We start from the raw sequence: 17647 nt of genomic DNA, 5'->3' as shown, positions 1-17647 counted from the left end.
ACGCCTAGGCAAAAGCCACCCAAAAGCCGAATGGCAGGAAGGTACAGGAAGCCGGGCTTGCAAGCAGTTGGTTTCTTCGGGGCACCAAGCGGGCAACCGCAACGCCCACTCAGAGCCGCCTTATGTCATTCAAAACCCTCTGCTCTTTTCTGTTAAGTCTGGTTCTGCTGTTGCCAGTGGCAGCCCACGCCCAGCAGCCAGCTACCCAAAAGCAAATCCAATACCTTTCCGGTACCGACAACCGCCGCACTGTGAAGTGGGACTTTTACTGCACCGGCGGGCGCAAGAGCGGCTACTGGACCACCATTGCCGTGCCTTCGTGCTGGGAGCAGGAAGGTTTTGGCCTCTACAACTACGGCCGCGACTACAAAACCTACGGCAAAAATTTCCGCTTTGCCGATGAGCAGGGGCTGTATAAGCACAGCTTCACGGTGCCGGCCAGCTGGCGCGGGCGCCGCATAGAAATCGTGTTCGAAGGCTCGATGACCGACACTGAAGTAAAGGTGAACGGGCAGGTGGCCGGCACTGTGCACCAGGGCGCGTTCTACCGCTTCAAGTACGACATCACCGACAAGCTGAAATACGACGCGCCCAACGTGCTCGAAGTGAAAGTGAGCAAGATGTCGGCCGAGCCCACCGTGAACAACGCCGAGCGACTAGCCGATTACTGGGTATTTGGCGGCATTTTCCGGCCAGTGTATTTGCAGTCTTATCCGCAGCAGTTTCTGGAGAATGTAGGTATTGATGCCAAGGCCAACGGCTCGTTTGCGGTGCGCGCCAACGTGCGCAACGTGCGCCAGCCCGCCCAGGTGCAAGCCGATATTCTGGACGTGTCCGGCCAGGTGGTGGGCACCGCCCGCGCCGAGGTGGCAGCCAATGACACCGTGGTGCGCCTGGCCACCACGCTCCGCAACCCGCGCCAATGGACCGCCGAAACCCCCAACCTCTACCGCACCCGCCTCACGCTGCGCAACGGTTCCGAAACCCAGTACCAAACCACCGAACAGTTCGGCTTCCGCACCATCGAAATCCGACGCGGCAAGGGCATTTATGTGAATGGTACGCAGGTGAAAATGAAGGGCACCAACCGCCACAGCTGGTGGCCCGAAACCGGCCGCACCCTCAACGACTCCATTCACCTGGCCGATGTGAAGCTGATTAAGGAGATGAATATGAACGCCGTGCGCATGTCGCACTACCCGCCCGACGCCAAGTTCCTGCAGCTCTGCGACTCGCTGGGCCTGTACGTACTCGACGAATTGGCCGGCTGGCAGACGGCCTACAGCACCAAGGCCGGCGAGCCGCTGGTGCGCGAAATGGTGCTCAAAGACCAGAACCACCCCAGCATCATTTTCTGGAGCAACGGCAACGAGGGCGGCACCAACAAGGAACTCGACGACGACTACGGCCGCTACGACTTCTCGAACCGGCCCGTCATTCATGCTCACCACAAGCCCGGCAACGAGCACAACGGCATCGACACCAACCACTACGAAAACTTCTACAGCACCCAGAAAATCCTGGCCGATTCGCTCATTTACATGCCCACCGAATTCCTGCACAGCCAGGACGACGGTGGGGGCGGGGCCGGCCTGGCCGACCTTTGGGAGCTGCACTGGAAGGCCCAGCGCTCGGCCGGCGGCTTCCTGTGGGCACTGGTAGATGAGGGCATTGTGCGCACCGACCAGAACAATATCATCGACGTGAACGCCGTGAACGCGCCCGACGGCGTGCTCGGCCCGCACCGCGAGAAGGAGGGGAGCTTCTTCGCCATCCGGGAGATTTTCTCGCCGATAAAAATCCGCTTGAAGGAGTTGCCTACCAAGTTCAACGGCAGCCTGGACGTGGAAAACCGCTACCACCACACCAACCTCAACCAGTGCTTTTTTCAGTGGGAGCTGGTGAACTACCGCAAGCCCAACGACCCGTTTGCGGGCAGCATCACGGGCAAGAAAAGCCGCATTAAAAGCCCCGCCGTGGCCTCGCTGGCTGCCGGCAAGCTGAAGCTGGAACTGCCCAAAGACTGGAAAAACTACGACGCCCTGGTGCTTTCGGCCTACGACCCGTTCAAGAACCTGGTGTATAAATGGACTTGGAGAACCGGCAGCAACGCCAAGCTGCTCGACGGCGTGCTGGCCCTGCAGGCCAAGGAGAATAAGGCCGTTGAAGTCACGGAAATCGACACCGCGCTGACGGTGAAAGCCAGCAACATCACCGTCACGTTCAGCAAAACCAGTGGCCACATCACGGCTGTGACCGGCAACAACGGCGACCGCCTGTCTTTCACCAACGGCCCCGTGCTGGTGGCTGGCACGTCGAAATTTACCGGCCTGCAGCACCGCACCGAGGCCGACGGCGAAATAATCGAAGCCAGCTACTCCGGCGACCTGAAAACTGTGCGCTGGAAAATGCACGGCAACGGCTGGCTGCGCATGGAATACGAATACGCCCTCAGCGGCGACCACCCCTTTGCCGGCATCAGCTTCACTTATCCCGAGAACTTCGTCATTGGGGCCAAGTGGCTGGGCCAGGGCCCGTACCGCGTCTGGAAAAACCGCCTGCAGGGCGTGAGCACCAACGTGTGGGAAAATGCCAACAACAATACCCATACAGCCGCCGCCCCCTGGATTTACCCCGAATTCAAAGGCTACTTCGCCGACATTGCCTGGATGGAAATGAATACCGTGGAAGGTAAGTTTCTCATTGCCAGTCCCGATAAGGGCTTGTTTATTCGTCGGTTCAATTTCTACGGTCTGTCCGGCATCAAGCCCGCGCCCGGCCTGCCCAACGGCGACATTTCCTTCCTCGACGCCATCCCGCCCATCGGCACCAAGCTGGGCCTGAACATCGACAACAACCCCAAGAACCTGGGCCCCGACAGCGAAACCAACCACCTGAGCGGCGCGCCAATGAAGCGCACGCTGTTCTTCTACTTCGGGCTGGCCCCGGCCGATAGCAAGCCGCAGCCCTATACCGCGCCGGTGAAGGACGATTTGTTCTAGGGCAGAACCTCACCCCTGCTGGGCAGGGCCCCGGCCCCTCTCCCGCGGAGAAGGGAGCCACGGCGGCGCCTTTGTCATTGCGAGGAGGCACGACGAAGCAATCCGTCCTGTAAGAACCAGAAACTTTCTAAAGCGACAAGCCCCGGCTCTGCGCAGAGTCGGGGCTTTGTCACATTATAAGGTTGGTCGCTGAGACCAAGACAGTTTGCTTCGCTCCGCTCTCATTGACAGGAGGCGTCAGGCTTCCCTCTCCGCGGAAGAAGGGCCTGGAGTGATGTTACCGCGGCTTGAGCAACTGCACAAACGTCGGCTTGTCCCGGTCACACGTTAGCTTACCATCTTCAAACCCCAGCTCTACCACCTGAATCACGCTGCGTTTGGCAGCAATGCTGTTGTCTGGTGCGGGGTTGGCTTTGCTGCGGCCGGGGTGCGTGAAGTAGAACAGGAAGGCGCGGTTGCCGCTCACCACCACGTCGGGGTGGCCGCCGATGGCCTGGTCGTCCGGACCTTGGCCGGGGGCTTCGAGGAGGCGTTCGGGCTGGGGCTGCCAGTGTTGGAGGTCGGTGGAGTGGTACACGGCCAGGCCTTGCCACTTGTCGATAATCATCCAGTACTGGTTGTGCCAGCGGAAGACTTTGGGGCCTTCGCCGCGCTCATTCAGGGCTTGGCCATGGTCGGTCCAACGCTGCAGGTCGGGGCTGTCGGCGTAGTAGATGGATTTGTGGTTCCGCTCGTTGTTGTACCACAGGCGCCAAGTGCCGTTGGGCAACCGGAACACGCTGGCGTCAATCACCTTGTCGGTGATAAGGGGCAGGGTTTGCACGTAGCGCCAGTTCTGCAAATTAACGCTGCTGAGCTGCACAATGACGCGTGGGTGGTTCCAATCGGTGAACGTGCCGGGCACGTAGGTCAGGAACATGTGGTACGTGCCCTTGTCTTCCACAATGTCGGGGGCCCAGTGGGTGTAGCCGGGGTGAGGACGGTAGCCGATGTTAGCCGTGTCGCGGTATTGCCAAGTGGTGCCGCCGTCCGACGATTCGGCGATGCCGATGCGGGTGCCGTGCACCCACGTGACCCCAGTAGCGGTGGTGTCGGTGGCCCGGCGTTTGGTGTAAAACATCCACCACTTCCCGGCCTGCTTGTTCCAAACGATGACCGGGTCAGCTGCGCCATCAAAAGCCGGGTCGCGGAACAAGGGCTTGGGCGCGGGCTTGGCCGCCGCAGTGGCCGCTTTAGAAACAGGAGCTTTGTGCCCCTTTTTCTGGGCCAGGGCGGGACTGAAGACCAGGATAAAGCCGATGACAGCTAGGGCTGCGCTACGGTTGCTTTTCATCGGCATCATCGGCGGCTACTGCTGCTCCAGTAGCTTCAGTTCCTTGGCCGATACGCGGAATACCGTGCCGTGGCGCAATCCCTTGGGCACGGTGAGCCGGTCGGAAACATCGGTCCAGTTCACAAGGTCCGTCGATTTAATGAGGCCGTATTTGTGTTCGCGGTACTTGTCGAAATACACCAGCCACTCCTTGCCGAGCTTGACGGTGGCCGGGCCCTCGGCCCAGTAGTTACCGGTGATGGGGGCCGAGGCCTTGCTATATGGCCCAGTGAGCTTGTCGCTGAACGCCACGCGCAGATTCTTCTGAGCCGGCTCTCGGGTTTCGTCCTTCAGAAACATCACAAACCGCTTGCCATCGGGCTGAATGGTGGAGTCAATGACGTTAAAGCCCGGCTCGTAGAGCAGCGTAGTCGGGGTGTAGGTTTTGAAGTCCTTGGTCGTGGTCGAGTAGATGCGGTGGTTGTAGCCGGTGTCGGAGGGAATCTGGGTTTCCGGAAACATGCCGGTGATGGTGGTGGCCCAGTAAATGAGGTAGCTTTTGGTGTTGGGGTCATAGGTGATTTCCGGGGCCCAGCAGTTGCGGGCGCCGGCTTCCTGCTGCATCACGGGCAAAAACTGCTGCTCTGACCAGTTGATGAGGTCTTTCGAATTGGCATAGCCAATGCCCTTATCCTGCCAGCTTACCGTCCATACCATGTGAAATAGCCCGTCCTGCCCTCGAATGATGCAGGGGTCGCGCATGAGTTTGTCTTTGGCCACGGTGGGGCGCAGGAAGGTGCTGTCACGTTTCAGGGCCGTCCAGGTGTATCCGTCGCGGCTGCTGGCCAGGTGCAGGCCGTCTTGGCCGTTGCCTTTGAAGTAGCAGAAAACAAGAGCTTCGTTCTTCTTTAGAGGTGCCTGGGCGTAGGTGGTGCCAGTGGCTAAGCTGAGCGCAGCGAGGAATACGAGGGATTTCATTGGGGTTAAAATAATCAGATTGTATACTTTAATGAGCGTTGATGTACGAAACGGTTAGGCTGAGCGCAGCATCTCGCGTGGGGAGTAACTCTATTGGCAGTCATGCGGAGCTTGTCGAAACATCTTGCCCGCGTAAGTAACACACTCGACTGTCATGCTGAAAAAGGAAGCATCTTATCCCCGCCGAACGAGTCGTCCACACGAGAAAGGACACTTGGCTACGCCGACCTCCGGTTCGTGCCTCACCATGGCAAACGGCTGGATTACCTACGCGGTAGAGATGCTTCGGCTGCGCTCTGCATGACGGTCTATTTAGCATGACGTTATATGGCTGTATGAAAAGGCAGCCTAGTTCCCATCTGGCTTCACCACGGTGCTTCGCGGGCTGTCGGGCCACTGCCAGTTGGCCAGGGCATCGGGCTTGCCGGGGTCAAACGCCGGCAGGTCGTTGCGCAGAAACTTCGCCAGCCCCAGCTTATTAGCCTTAATGCCTTCCACCACGCACTTGGCAATCTCGAAGGCGCCGTAGGGGTTGAAGTGGGTGTTGTCGGCCAGGTCCTGGGTTTGGCCGGGGTAGGTGTTGGCAGGGTAGTGCACGAAGGCTTTTTTCGACTCTTCGGGGCCGATGGCTTCGTAGAGCTGCGTGGTCATGGCGTTGAGGTCAATCAGGGCCACGCCTTCTTCCTGGGCCACTTTGCGGGCGGCAGCGGGGTAGTCGCCGAGGCTGTTTTCAATTTTGCCAGCGGCCCCGAACGAGCGGCGGCTGGTGGCAGTGACGACGACCGGGATGCCGCCTTTCTTTTTAGTTTCCTGCACAAACAGCCGCAGCCGCTCGGTGTAGGAGTTGTAGGCCCCGTCGTTGGGACCTTTCTCCTTCTGGTCGTTGTGGCCGAACTCTACAAATAGGTAGTCACCGGGCTTCATCACGCTCAGCACCTTTTCCAGCCGTTTTGAGCCTAGGAAGCTGCCCAGACTCAGGCCCGATTCGGCGTGGTTGGCCACGGCCACGCCGGGCTTGAAAAAGCGCGGAATCATTTGGCCCCAAGATGCCCAAGGCTCGTCTTCTTGGTTTACCACCGTGGAGTTGCCGGCCAGAAACACGGTCACGGTGGAAGCAGGGGCGGGGGTTATTTCCAGGGCATTCAGGCAGGTGCGCGAGCCATTGAATTCCAGCGTGAGCTTGTGGTCCCAGTCCAGCTTGGTGAGCTCGCGGGGCTTGAGCTGCACGGTGGCGGTGGGCGAAATCTGCCGGTCTTTGAGATTGATGGTGAAGGTTTGGGTAAGAAATTTGCTGGGCGCGGTTTCGGTATTCTGCAACAGCAGCCGGCGCGATTCGGCCCGCAGGCTGGTGGAGGAGGGGCCTTTCAAGTCGCCCAGGGTCACGGTCACGTTGTAGTTGCCCTCGGGCAAATCCACGGAGAAGTAGAACGGCTTGTCGCTGGTCACAAAGTCGCTCTTCAGCGCATCCTTGCCGCCGCGGTCGCGGCCCATCACAGTAGTCTCAGAATCGAAGCCGTAGCCCTTGGCAGCGCTGTAGGTGGCGGTAGGAAGCACCTGTTGGTAGCCGGGCGCTGCTTTGCCGGGGCCAAAGTCAAACTTGAAGGAAGTTTTTGGGGCCTGCTCAGCCGCTGTTAAAGTACAAAGCAATGCTCCAACTACCAATATGGTGAAATTATATTTTTTCATAAATTTTATTATGATAAAAAAAGAATCAACTACTGCAAAGTCGTGAAATTGCGCTAAAACGACTGTTGTGTTTGCCTACGCAGATTCCGGTTCGCTTCGCTTGGCAGCATGATTTACTGCACCACAGACTGCTGTTTTTAAAGCAGGTTAAAAGTAGCAGTTGCCCCGGGTGGCGCTCACCTGCACTGTCATGCTTATCAGGGAGTGCCCGCTAGTGGATGAACGGATGTTCCGCTGTGTTGGGCACCAGTTCTCACAGCCCAAGATGGGCGGACTACTGGGCTCTTAGCCAACATGCTTGTTGCGCAGATATTCGTCAGATGGTCATGATTTAACGGCAAAGCGTTGAATTGTCGTTTATGGACCGTTCGTCCTTGGTTACTCCTCGCTTCTTACCCGTTAGCCATCGTTGCGGGGGCAGGATGAAAAAAACACGGCAATTTTCACTGCCTCTATGCCAGGTTTAAGCGAATGATGTAGAGTCAGAAAGGGGGCTTCTCTGCATCGTTCCCAGAGATTCTCATGGAGAGCCTAATAGAATTACACGGTATAATTAAATATTAAACTTTAACGAGGTGATATAGAAGGGAACCTTAAAACATAACAATTGCGTAGTGGCAACATTCTATACCTTAAATTGCATTGTTTTAAGGTTAAGAATTCGTTAGCTGGGAACCTGTTTGTGCTTTTTTCTTATTGCCGGTTTATGACCAAATACTTACGTTGTTCGCTTCGCTCTTTATTATTGCTTTCCAGCCTGGCTTTCCAGCCGGCTCGTGCTGGTGATGGCAGCCCCAGTGCGCTGGTTGCTGTTGCCTCCACGGCGGCCACTACGCAGGAGTCGTTCGATAGTGGCAGCAAGCCCGAGTATCCGGCTGGCTCGGTAGCCCTCGGCACCGGCAGCTGGACCTTTACCGATGCCGTGCTGGGCAGCAGCCCCGCCGACCGCAAAAACGGCACCCAGGCCGCCCGCCTGCAGCAGAACGGCAAGCTCACCATGGAGTTTTTTCTGCCCAACGGCGCCTCATCCGTCACGGTGCAGCACGCCATCTTCGGCACCGACGCCAGCAGCAGCTGGGAACTGTGGGCCCAGGCGGCCTCCTGCAACTGCAACAAGTGGACGAAGGTGGGCAACACAGTATTCACCACCACCAGCATACTGCAGGCCACGTCCTTCACGGTCAACATTTCGGGCAACGTCAAATTCGAGATTCGCAAGACCTCGGGCGGCGCTTCGCGGCTGAACATTGACGACTTTTCCGTGGTCGACTTCGGCGTGGCGCAGCCCTCCGTTGACAACGACAACATGGCCCTGGGCAACCCTAGCGGCGCCATCACCGATGTCAGCTACCCCACCAACTACCTGCTGGTGAAGCCCCAGTACGTAATGAGCTACCACCGCGACCGCGGCATTGCCAACTGGGTGAGCTGGCACCTCGACATCAACGACCGCAACGGCATTGACCGCCAGGACGACTTTCGGGCCGACCCGCAGCTGCCTGCTGGCTGGTATCAGGTGACTGATAGAAGTTACGCGAACTCCGGTTTCGACCGCGGCCACTTGTGCCCCTCAGCCGACCGCACGTCGAGCATAGAGAATAACTCGGCCACCTTCTTCATGACCAACATGATGCCCCAGGCGCCCCAAAACAACCAGGTTACCTGGGGCAATCTGGAGAGCTACACCCGCACCTTCCTGCCCGGCAACGAGGTCTATGTTATCGCCGGCAGCTACGGCGTGGGTGGCACTGGCTCGGCCGGCTACGCTACGACGCTCGACCAGGGCCGCGTCACGGTACCCAACCGCACCTGGAAGGTGATTGTGATTCTGCCCGTCGGCGACAACGACATCACCCGCGTCACGAGTACTACCCGCGTGATTGCCGTGGACATGCCCAACGACAACGCCCTCAACGCGAACTGGGGTTTCTATCGCACTAGCGTCGACGCCATTGAGGCTAGCACAGGCTACGACCTACTTTCCAACCTGCCCCTAGAAGTGCAGGCGGCCATCGAGTCCAAAATCGACAGCGGTCCGACCAACTAATCTCCCTTCTTCCTAATTCTTTTTTTTGAAGCGATACAACCGTCTCTATGACAACTTTCTATAAAAAAAATTCTCGAATTAAGGAGTGGTCGACTTTTCTGGCTTTTCTGTTCATCATGGGTGTGCAGCAGAGTTGGGGCCAAACGCTACCTGCGCCCTATCCAGTAGCGAGCGGCACCTACCGCGAAGCGTTTGCGGGTATTTCCACCTGGACCAATGGCTTTGCGTCCGGCACCGGGGCCAACCGCTTCGGCGTAGCCTCCCCAGACCCGGTTCTCCCTAACACCAACATAGTGTTCGTGTCCGGTACTTCCGGCGGCGTGCAGCGCGGTACCGAAGCCATTGTGTTGCTGGCAACTGGCACAGATGGCACTAACGCCTCCGCTTTCGACCTGTATCTTGACTTTGCGGGCACTACCGCGGGCACCATCAGCTTCGATTGGGCAGCCGTTCCGAACTCCACTGGCAACCGACAGTCGACCTTCAAGCTGCAAACCAGCACGGGGCCCAATGCGGCGTTTGTTGATGTGAAGGAAACTGCGATAGTAATCACGAACAACCAGGCTAGCGCGGGCCGGCTGGCAGTTGCGCTGCCCGCCGAATTCAACAACAACCCATCAGCTAGGGTACGTTTTTACATCGCCGCTACCGCGGGCGGCGTATCCCCGACCGGCAGCCGCCCCAAGATTAGCATCGATAATCTCGAAGTAAACAGCACGGGAACAGACGGCCCCGCCACGCCTTTCATTACCACCGGCGCGGTTTCGCCCACTTCGTTCTGCGTAACGAGCAGCGCGCCAAGCTCTGCCTTCAACGTGGCGTACACCAGCACCGGTACACTCACCGGTACCTATAAGGTGCAGCTTTCCGATGCCAACGGCGTCTTCGCCAACAGCACCACGGCCGGCATCATCGGCAGCGGCAGCAATTCTCCGCTTTCGGCCATCATTCCGGCCGGCACACCCAGCGGCAGCAAGTACCGTCTGCGGGTACTCAACGACGCCCCCGCCACCTACGGCTCCAACAACGGCGCCGACCTGACCGTTGGCCAGACCCTGACGGAGAACCCCGTCACCGTTGCTCCTAATGCCGCTCAGTCGGTGCTGCGCGATGGCAGCGGCGCCACGCTCACCGCCAGCGCCGCCGCGGGTTCTACTTATGTGTGGAAGTACGGCACCAGTGCGGCCGGCCCGTTTTCTTCAGCCATTGCCGGTGCTACCAGTGCTGCTCACCAGCTCAAAGGCGCTGATTTTCCGAGCACCGGCACCTATTTTCTGGTTGCGCAGGCTACGGCTAGCAGTGCTTGCGGCACGGCCACGGGCGAGAGTGCTCCCATTGAAATCACCGTAACCGCGCCAGTTGTAACGCCGGCTCTTACGGTCTCGACCACGGCCCTTCCCGACTTTAACAACGTGCCGGTAGGCGCCGGCTCGCCGCTGAAAAGCTTTACGGTGAGCGGCACTAGCCTTACCGACAACATCGTAATCACGCCCCCGGCGGGCTTCGAAATCCGGACTGGTATCAACCCCTTCGCGTGCTGCACCATCGAGCTGAGCCCGGTAGGCGGCAATGTGCCCAGCACCACCATTGAAGTACGGTTTGCGCCCACTGTGGCCCAAAGCATCCAGGCCACCATTCCGGTAACCACTCCCGGCTTCCCAAATGAGGAAGTGGCCGTTTCCGGCACGGGCATTGCCGCCGTGTTCCCCGCCACCCTCGCTACCACCGCCGTTACCGACCTGACTGCTACCGCCGCCACCACCGGCGGCACCGTGGCCACTGACGGTGGCAGCGCTATCACGGCCCGCGGCGTGGTGTGGTCCAAAACCGAAAACCCAGCCCTGGGCAACACCACTAGCGCCAGCACCACCGACGGCACCGGCACCGGCGTCTTTAGCAGCGCCATTACTGACCTGCTGCCTGGTACTACCTACTTTGTACGGGCCTACGCCACCAGCGCCGTGAGCACGGCCTACGGCGAGGAGTTGACCTTTACCACTGTAGAAGTGCCGCTGGCTGCTGAGCCCACGGCCTCGGGCACCATTGCGGCCACCGAAGTAACGGGCACTAGCATGCAACTGAACCTGACGGGCGGCAACGGCACCAAATACCTGGTGGTCGCCCGCCTCGGCAGCCCCGTCGACGTGCTGCCCACCGATGCCACTACCTACCCGGCCGATGCTGAATTCGGCAAAAGCAAGTCGTTGGGCGGCGGTCAATTTGTAGTGCACAATGGCACTGCCACCACCGTGGCCCTCACCGGCCTGCGCCCCAACTCGCCCTATCACTTCGCGGTATTTGCCTTCAATGACAACAACGGCACGATTTACGCCGAAAACTACCTCACCACCAACCCCGGCACGCTAACGCAGAACACCGAAGCGCTGCCTGCAACCTTGTTGCTGGAAGAGAATTTCGACTACGCCAGCGGCGCCCTGCTCGTCGACAATAACTGGAAGGCCCACAGCGGCGCCGGCACGCAATCCATCGCAGTCACTTCCACTGGTCTTTCTTATGCCGGCTACGGCCCGAACAGCGGCCACGCCGCCAGAATGTCGGGCTCGGGCGAAGACGTGAACCGGACCTTCGAGGCAGTATATGCCCGCACGCCCGTCTACGCTTCGTTCCTGGTGAACGTGAGCAGCGTGAACGCCACCGGCGACTACTTCTTCCTCCTGGGCCCCAAGGCCATTGGTAGCACCTTCCGTAGCCGCGTACACGTGCGCCGCGACGCAGCTACTGGGAAGTTGCAGTTTGGCATAGCCAGCGGCACTGGCACCGTTTCCTATACCGCTGCCGCTTATGACGTGGCTGCCACGCACTTGGTTGTGGTGAAATATACCTTCGACGAAGCCAGCAGCGAAGCCCGGATTTTTATCAACCCCACCACTGACACCGAGCCCGTTGTTGCCACGGCCACGGCCGCCGAAACCAGCAACACGCCCAGCGCCCCCAACGACAATATTGGCGCGGTGGCCCTGCGCCAAGGCGGCTCCAGCGCGCCGACTCTGCTAGTCGACGGCATTCGGATAGGCAACACCTATAAGGCGGTGAGAACCGGCGTTACCTGCGAGCCCGCCGTGCTGGCGGCTCTCTCCAACAAGACGGCCACGGCTCCCGCCGACCGATGCGATGCCTCGGTGGCATTCGCCGCTACGGCTGCTGTCGACCCTGAGCCCACCATCACTTACTCCATCCTGAAGAACGGCTTGGCCACGGCCATCACTTCGCCTTACTTATTCCCCGTAGGCATCACCACTGTCACGGCTACCGCTACCAACCGCTGCGGCACCGATGCCCAGACCTTCACCGTGACCGTAGAAGACAAGGAAGCGCCCATCGCCCTGACTCGCAACGTGACCGTGGCCCTGGCCAACGGCACGGTTACCATCACGGCCGCGCAGGTCGATAACGGCAGCACCGACGCCTGCGGCATTGTCTCGCTGGCCCTGAGCAAGAGCACCTTCAGCTGCGATAACATTGGCGAGAACACCGTGACCCTGACCGTGACCGACACCCACGGCAACATGGCAACCGAAACGGGCATTGTCACTGTCACGGGCACCATTCCGACACCGACCATCGCCGTGAAGCCTTCCTCTACTGTCTTCACGGGCGGCGTGGCCACCAACTTGTACATCGGCTACGGCCCGCAGAGCGTGACCCTCACCGCTTCGGGCGGCGTGAGCTACCAGTGGAGCCCCGTAGAAGGCCTGAGCAACACCAGCAGCGCCAGTTCGGTGTTCACCGCTACCACGGCTGGCACGTTCGTTTGCACGGTCAGGGCCACCAGCGCTTCGGGCTGCACCGCTACTCAAAGCGTGACGCTGGTGGTGCGGGACGTGCGCTGCGGCAATAATGACAACGACAAGAACCCCAAGGTACTCATATGCCACCGCGGCAAGCCCCAGTGCGTGTCATCCAAAGAAGTGCCGAGCTACCTGAAGCAGGGCGATACCTTAGGCGACTGCAGCATCTCGGCTACCAACACAAGTGCTGCGGCCACCGGGCTGCCCGGCGACAACGCCAGCTCAGCGGCCAAAGCTTCGCTGCCGGCCGCCAACGCTCCCGTATTCGAAGCCTACCCCAACCCCTTCACTGAGCGCACCGTGGTGCATTTCCGGGCAGGTAGCACGGGCCCGGCCCAGCTGCAGCTCTACAACTCGCTGGGGCAGGTAGTGAAGACGTTCTACAGCGGCACTGCCGTTGAAGGGCAGGACTACGAGTTCACGCTGGAAGGCGCCACCCTGGCGGCGGGCGTGTACACGGGTCGCCTGCTGGTTGATGGTAAAATGCAAACCTTGCGCGTGGTTCTAACCAAATAGCGTAGCTCGTTTGCTGTGCATAAAAAAAGGGGCCCATCTGGCCCTTTTTTTTATGCACAGGCATTGCCAGTGGCTTTTTTGCTATGCCTTTGAGCGTCTTACAATAATGCCTTAATGGGCCGGCACGATACGCCGAGCACTCGTTTTTATCTCCGCCTAAAAACATGAAAGGCATTAATAGATAATACGGATAGATTTTTTGTAGGTATTTGTCCGCTAAATCTGGTTTGCCGTAAGTGCGGTCCAGATTCACTGAACATTACCATTTTGTTACGCTTATGATGCCTGAAATAGACCGTGATATCCTCACGAGCTAAATAATATTGCCGTTCAATCAACAGTTATCAGTGGATTTTACCGATTAGTGGCCGACAACAACTTACTCAAAGCCGGTCTTTTTATGGGAGGCATCTGGTGGTTGTGGTTTCAGCAGTACCCCACGCAGGAAATTGTCAACCGCAACCGTCAGATAATCATTGGTATTTTGGTGGGCTGTCTGATGGGCATGTGTGTTGCTCGCTCCCTCACGCACCTGCTGCCCCACCGCGTGCGGCCCCTCTACAACACCGAGCTGGCCCTGAAACCACCCCTGGCTACCCCCACTTCTTTTCCCAGCGACCACGCCACGCTGTTCTGTGCCTGGCGGCGGGGTCCTTTTTTATCTCGCGGGGGCTTGGTCTGATGGCCATGCTCTACGCCATTTTCTTCATCTGCTTCCTGCGGGCCTTCCTGGATTACCAGCACGCCAGCGACCTGCTGGCCGGTGCTCTCATTGGCATTGCCACCGCCGTGCTGGCCAACCTGCCGGCGGTTCGGGAAAGGTTTTACCGGCCTGTGCTGGTGTGGCAGCGGCGATACCCGGGCGTTTTCTACGTGGGCCTGTTCCTGATGACGTATCAGATAAACGACCTTTTCAACAGCACGCGCAACATCATGGGCTACATGTCGAGCCTCGTGAAATAAATCAAGACGCGTAGGCATTTACATCACGCCGCGGGTCGAGCCGAACTTCGTTCAGCCCGGGCCGCGGTGTGTTTAATTGGTCTCCAGGTTGGACCTTTGCCCCGGCACTTGCCTCCCCGCCTATGAAACTGCTCCTGGTCGAAGACGAACCCAAATTGGCCTCCTTTGTCAGGAAAGGGTTCGAGAACGAAGGCTACGAAATTGAGGTGGCCTACGATGGGCGCACGGGCCTCTCGCTGGCTCAGAAGCAGCCCTACGACCTGGTGATTCTGGATGTTAACCTGCCGCACATCAACGGCTTCGAGCTTTGCCGCCTCATCAAGCAGCAGGCGCCGGCCCAGCCCGTGCTCATGCTCACAGCTCTCGACAGCCTCGGCGACAAAGTAGCCGGCTTCGAAGCCGGCACCGACGACTACCTCGTCAAGCCCTTTGCCTTTCAGGAACTGCTGATGCGCACGCGGGTGCTCACCCGCCGTTACGTAGATGCCGCCGCCAGCCAGCGCGTGCTGCGCGCCGCCGACCTGGAGCTGGACCTGGAGCGCAAAACCGTGACGAGAGGAGGGAAGCGTATCGACTTGACCGCCAAGGAATACTCGCTGCTGGAGCACCTGCTTCTGAATCGCGGCAAGGTTGTATCGCGCGTCGACATTGCCGAGCGGGTGTGGGAGCTCAACTTCGACACCAACACCAACGTCATCGACGTGTACGTGAGCCACCTGCGCAAAAAGCTCGACAAGGGCTACGACGTGAAGCTGATTCACACTATTGTGGGCATGGGCTACGTGCTGCGCGAAGGATAGGGCATGCTGATTCGCAACAAGCTCATTCTGCGCTTTACCCTGCTGGTGCTGGTTATTCAGCTGTGCCTGTCGGGGTTCATCTACTACTTCTACGCCACCTCCCGCCAGCAGCGCTTCGCCAACCGCCTGCAGGGTAAGGCCATGATGACCACACGTCTGCTGCTGCGGGAACAAGGCATTAACGAAGATTTTGAGCGCAGCTTTCGGCGGCGCGACCTGCTCACCATTGCCCAGGAGCAGGTAAGCATCTTCGGGCCTAACGACAAGCTGCTGTATAGCAGCGCCGATAGCCTAAATCAAGCCGTCAACGCAGCACAACTGCGCCGGGTGCAGCGCGGCCGGCCGGTCACCTTTCGCGATGGGCCCCTGGAAGCCATCGGCATGTACTTTGAGTTCAACGGCCAGCCGTACCGCCTATTTGCCGCGGGCCTCGACGAGTTTGGGCTCCAGCAGCTGGAAAAGCTGCGCCTGATATTACTGGTGGGCAACGTGGGCGGGCTGGTACTCATCGTGCTGGCCGGGTGGTACTTCGCCGATGAGGCCCTGCGGCCCATTGCCCGCGTGGTGCAGCAGGTAGAAAAGATAACCGCCAGCCGCCTCAGCAACCACGTGGACGAAGGCAACGGCACCGACGAAATCGCGCAGCTGGCCATCACGTTCAATAACATGCTTACGCGGGTGGAACAGGCTTTCGAGATGCAGAAAAGCTTTCTCTCACACGCCTCGCACGAGCTGCGCACCCCGCTCGCCACCCTGCAGGGCACCCTGGAAACCTCCTTGGCCTACGACCAAACCCTGCCCGAGGCCAAGCAAAGCCAGGAAACCGCCGTCGAAGAACTCAAGAAAGTTATCGACCTTACCAACGGCCTGCTGGCCCTGGCCAAGGCCGACGACGCTTCCTTCCCCCGCGAGCCTGTGCAGCTCGACGAATGCCTGGCCCGCGCCCTGCAAGCCACGGCCACTACCTACCCGTCCCACTCGCTGCACCTGGAATACGGCACCACGCCGGAAGAGATTGAAGACTTGTTTCTGGTGGCCGGCAATGGCCAGCTGCTCACCACGGCCCTCCTCAACCTCCTCGACAACGCCTGCAAATACTCTGCGGGCCCCGTGCAGGTTCTGCTGGGGTATGACACGCCCAAGCAGCTCCGGGTAACCATCACCGATACCGGTATCGGCATTGCCGGGGAGGACTTGCCCCGCGTGTTTGAGCCACTGTACCGTGCCCGGAATGGCAAAGGCCGACCCGGCTACGGCATCGGCTTGGCCCTCAGTAAAAAGATTGCGGAGCTGCACGGCGGCCGCATTGAGTTGAACTCAGCTTTGGGCGCGGGCACCACCGCCACCCTAACGCTGCCGGCCACGGCGGTTTGAGGACGATAAGGCCGGCCGCTGTAGACACGCCACACTTAGTGTCTTGTCGACTGCGCCGTTAGGGAATCGTTCGTCCAGCGTTCAACGACGAGACGCCAAGTGTGGCGTGTCTACACCCTTCGATGGGCTTCGAATTGACGCAGCCGGCTTCCGCAAATTCCTTAATGTCTTATAATGTCGCGTTCATACCGTTTTAATGTCGGTAGCCCTCCTTTGTAGGCTGAACGTGCAAAACGCTATGGAACGGAATAACCGCAACCGCTTGCTGCTCGGTTTGTTACTGGGCGCGTTGATGCTGTCTACCGCCCTGAACTTCTTTTTCCTGAAGCAACAGACGGCGCAGCCGCTTAACTACGAACTGGAGGCCGGAATGTCGGCTTCCATGACGGAGATGGCCTTGCTGCGGGCCCGCGCCGAACTAGCCGAATGCCAGCGCCAGCACGTGCTGCCTGACTCTTTGACCACCGTGGCCCGGGTGCAGGACGACGAGCAGCCATAGCGCGTTCTCCAGCCCCGCACTGCTCCACCGCTTCACGGCCGGTTCCCACCCTCCCGAAAGTTTAACCCAATTCATGCTTCTCTTGCTTCCCCGTCAGCAACACGTATTAGAGGCCCTCAACGCCTGCATCGCCGCTTGTGAGATTCAGACCGTAGAGGGCCTCGATTATCCTGATACCAAACGTAGTGTTCGCCTAAGCCGCGACTGTGCCGACCTGTGCCGGCTGGCCGCTGCCTTCGTGCTGCGCCGGGCCGAGCACACGCAGCACATCCTGCGCGAATGCGCTGAACTCTGCCGCCTCTGCGCCGACGAGAGCACACAGTTTTCCTACGAGACCTTCCGCAAGTGCACCGACACCTGCCGCCGCGCCGAGGACGCCTGCCGCACGGCCTTTGTGAGGTCGGCTCAGCTTGTCTAAGCTTTGGGGCGAAGGCTGGCGTAGCCAAGCATTTTCTTTCATCAGAATGATATGTTACAGCGACAACCCCGTCTTTCATGCTGATGCACGAGACACCTTCTCACGCCTCAACGGTTTGTACCGCGGGGGTAAAATGCCCCCTTCGTCAGCATGACAGACGGTATCAAACAGGCAGAGCAGACGGAGCAGTAGAAGAGGCGTCGCAAGCCGAATAAGCTACGAAACAGTGATAACATAACCAGC

12 protein-coding genes are annotated in these 17647 nt (G+C 59.2%); 9 read left to right on the top strand and 3 right to left on the bottom strand.

Going from position 1 to position 17647, the window contains the following annotated elements; genetic code table 11:
- The first annotated feature begins 122 nt into the window (after window positions 1-122).
- Window positions 123-3002 (top strand): glycoside hydrolase family 2 protein, encoded by a 2880-nt coding sequence (locus ACP7AJ_RS08740; RefSeq protein ID WP_426059808.1) that lies wholly within the window; start codon window positions 123-125, stop codon window positions 3000-3002.
- Window positions 3003-3279: 277 nt separating this feature from the next.
- On the opposite strand, the gene ACP7AJ_RS08735 is transcribed toward ACP7AJ_RS08740, so the two are convergent.
- From ACP7AJ_RS08735 to ACP7AJ_RS08725, 3 genes are all read right to left on the bottom strand, one after another.
- Window positions 3280-4335 carry a glycosyl hydrolase gene (locus ACP7AJ_RS08735; RefSeq protein ID WP_426059807.1) on the bottom strand — a complete coding sequence of 352 codons (1056 nt, stop codon included), beginning with the start codon at window positions 4333-4335 and terminating at the stop codon, window positions 3280-3282.
- 15 nt (window positions 4336-4350) lie between these two features.
- Window positions 4351-5292 carry a glycoside hydrolase family 43 protein gene (locus ACP7AJ_RS08730; protein ID WP_426059806.1) on the bottom strand — a complete coding sequence of 314 codons (942 nt, stop codon included), beginning with the start codon at window positions 5290-5292 and terminating at the stop codon, window positions 4351-4353.
- 348 nt (window positions 5293-5640) lie between these two features.
- Complete coding sequence (locus ACP7AJ_RS08725; RefSeq protein ID WP_426059805.1) at window positions 5641-6978, bottom strand: rhamnogalacturonan acetylesterase; 1338 nt, start codon at window positions 6976-6978, stop codon at window positions 5641-5643.
- A 706-nt stretch (window positions 6979-7684) separates the two neighbouring features.
- Here ACP7AJ_RS08725 and ACP7AJ_RS08720 point away from each other — a divergent pair.
- The 8 genes from ACP7AJ_RS08720 to ACP7AJ_RS08685 all read left to right on the top strand — a co-directional run bounded on the left by ACP7AJ_RS08720 (window position 7685) and on the right by ACP7AJ_RS08685 (window position 17404).
- Window positions 7685-9025 (top strand): DNA/RNA non-specific endonuclease, encoded by a 1341-nt coding sequence (locus ACP7AJ_RS08720; protein WP_426059804.1) that lies wholly within the window; start codon window positions 7685-7687, stop codon window positions 9023-9025.
- A 47-nt stretch (window positions 9026-9072) separates the two neighbouring features.
- Window positions 9073-13350: a T9SS type A sorting domain-containing protein gene (locus tag ACP7AJ_RS08715; RefSeq protein ID WP_426059803.1), complete on the top strand. Its 4278-nt coding sequence runs from the start codon at window positions 9073-9075 to the stop codon at window positions 13348-13350.
- A 400-nt stretch (window positions 13351-13750) separates the two neighbouring features.
- A complete protein-coding gene (locus ACP7AJ_RS08710; protein ID WP_426059802.1) occupies window positions 13751-14032 on the top strand; it encodes a hypothetical protein in 282 nt (93 codons plus the stop codon).
- Window positions 14033-14037: 5 nt separating this feature from the next.
- A complete protein-coding gene (locus tag ACP7AJ_RS08705; protein ID WP_426059801.1) occupies window positions 14038-14313 on the top strand; it encodes a hypothetical protein in 276 nt (91 codons plus the stop codon).
- 122 nt (window positions 14314-14435) lie between these two features.
- A complete protein-coding gene (locus ACP7AJ_RS08700; protein WP_426059800.1) occupies window positions 14436-15113 on the top strand; it encodes a response regulator in 678 nt (225 codons plus the stop codon).
- Window positions 15114-15116: 3 nt separating this feature from the next.
- Window positions 15117-16487 (top strand): ATP-binding protein, encoded by a 1371-nt coding sequence (locus tag ACP7AJ_RS08695; protein WP_426059799.1) that lies wholly within the window; start codon window positions 15117-15119, stop codon window positions 16485-16487.
- Between the two features lie 238 nt (window positions 16488-16725).
- Complete coding sequence (locus tag ACP7AJ_RS08690) at window positions 16726-16986, top strand: hypothetical protein (RefSeq protein ID WP_426059798.1); 261 nt, start codon at window positions 16726-16728, stop codon at window positions 16984-16986.
- A 73-nt stretch (window positions 16987-17059) separates the two neighbouring features.
- Window positions 17060-17404, top strand: coding sequence for a four-helix bundle copper-binding protein (locus tag ACP7AJ_RS08685; RefSeq protein ID WP_426059797.1), 345 nt, complete (start codon window positions 17060-17062; stop codon window positions 17402-17404).
- Window positions 17405-17647: the final 243 nt, after the last annotated feature.

It is taken from the genome of Hymenobacter sp. B1770, assembly GCF_049896385.1.
Taxonomy (GTDB): Bacteria; Bacteroidota; Bacteroidia; order Cytophagales; family Hymenobacteraceae; genus Hymenobacter.
Note: the sequence above shows the minus strand (reverse complement) of the source record. Positions and strands in the feature narration are given on the sequence as shown.